The following is a 956-nucleotide window of genomic DNA, read 5'->3' as shown; positions in this document are numbered from 1 at the left end:
CTGGTGGTCGACGGCAACAAGGTGCAGCTGATCGGCCTGCGCTTCACCGACATCAACATTCCCCAGGGCGCCACCATCGTCAGCGCTTATATCCAGTTCCAGACGGACGAGGTGTCCACCGGTACGGCCTTGCTGATGATCCACGGCGAGGCGAGCGACGATGCGGCGGCGTTCACGGGGGTGCGCTACGACGCCTCCTCGCGCCTTCTGACCGACGCCTCCGTTTCCTGGTCGCCGGCGGAATGGCTGAGCAAGGGGGAGGCGGGGCTCGACCAGCGCACGCCGGACCTTGCCGCCGTCATCCAGGAGATCGTCAACCGCTCCGGCTGGGAGGCGCTCAACGACATGGTCTTTGTCGTCTCCGGCTCGGGCAGGCGCGTCGCCGAGGCCTATGAGGGCACCGGCGCGCCGGTGCTGCATATCGAGTGGCTGCCGGCGAGCGACCCTGTGGCCTTCAACGATCCGGCCGACGCGAATGCGGCGGCCAACCGGCTTGGCGAGCTTGCCGCCGCCGGCACGCTCGTCGGCATCACCGCCTCGGCCGCCGACCCGGATGCCGGCGACACCGTCACCTACTCGCTCGATGACGAGCGCTTCGTCATCGATGCCGACACCGGCGTGGTCGCGCGCTCCGCTCTCGGCACGCTCGACCATGAGAGCGAGCCGTCGGTGACCTTCACCGTGACCGTCACCTCGTCGGACGGCAGCGTGGCGCAGCAGGCCTTCACCATCGATGTCCTCGACGATCCCGAGCCTGTCGCCTTCAACGACCCGCCGGATGCCGACGCGACCGCCAACCATGTCTCCGCGACGGCGGCTGCCGGCACGCCGGTCGGCATCACCGCCTCGGCGTCCGATACCGATGTCGGGGACACCGTCACCTACCAGATCAGCGACGCGCGCTTCGCCATCCACCCCGACACCGGTGTCATCACGCGCTCCGCCGTCGGCACGCT

The 956-nt window shown here is 69.1% G+C and carries 1 protein-coding gene; it reads left to right on the top strand.

What is annotated here, in order from left to right; genetic code table 11:
* On the top strand, nucleotides 1-956 hold a 956-nt coding region (locus tag NUU27_RS25410; protein ID WP_257765073.1), incomplete at both ends, for a cadherin repeat domain-containing protein.

The sequence above is a fragment of the Nitratireductor sp. ZSWI3 genome (genome assembly GCF_024655565.1).
Taxonomy (GTDB): Bacteria; Pseudomonadota; Alphaproteobacteria; order Rhizobiales; family Rhizobiaceae; genus Nitratireductor.
Note: the sequence above shows the minus strand (reverse complement) of the source record. Positions and strands in the feature narration are given on the sequence as shown.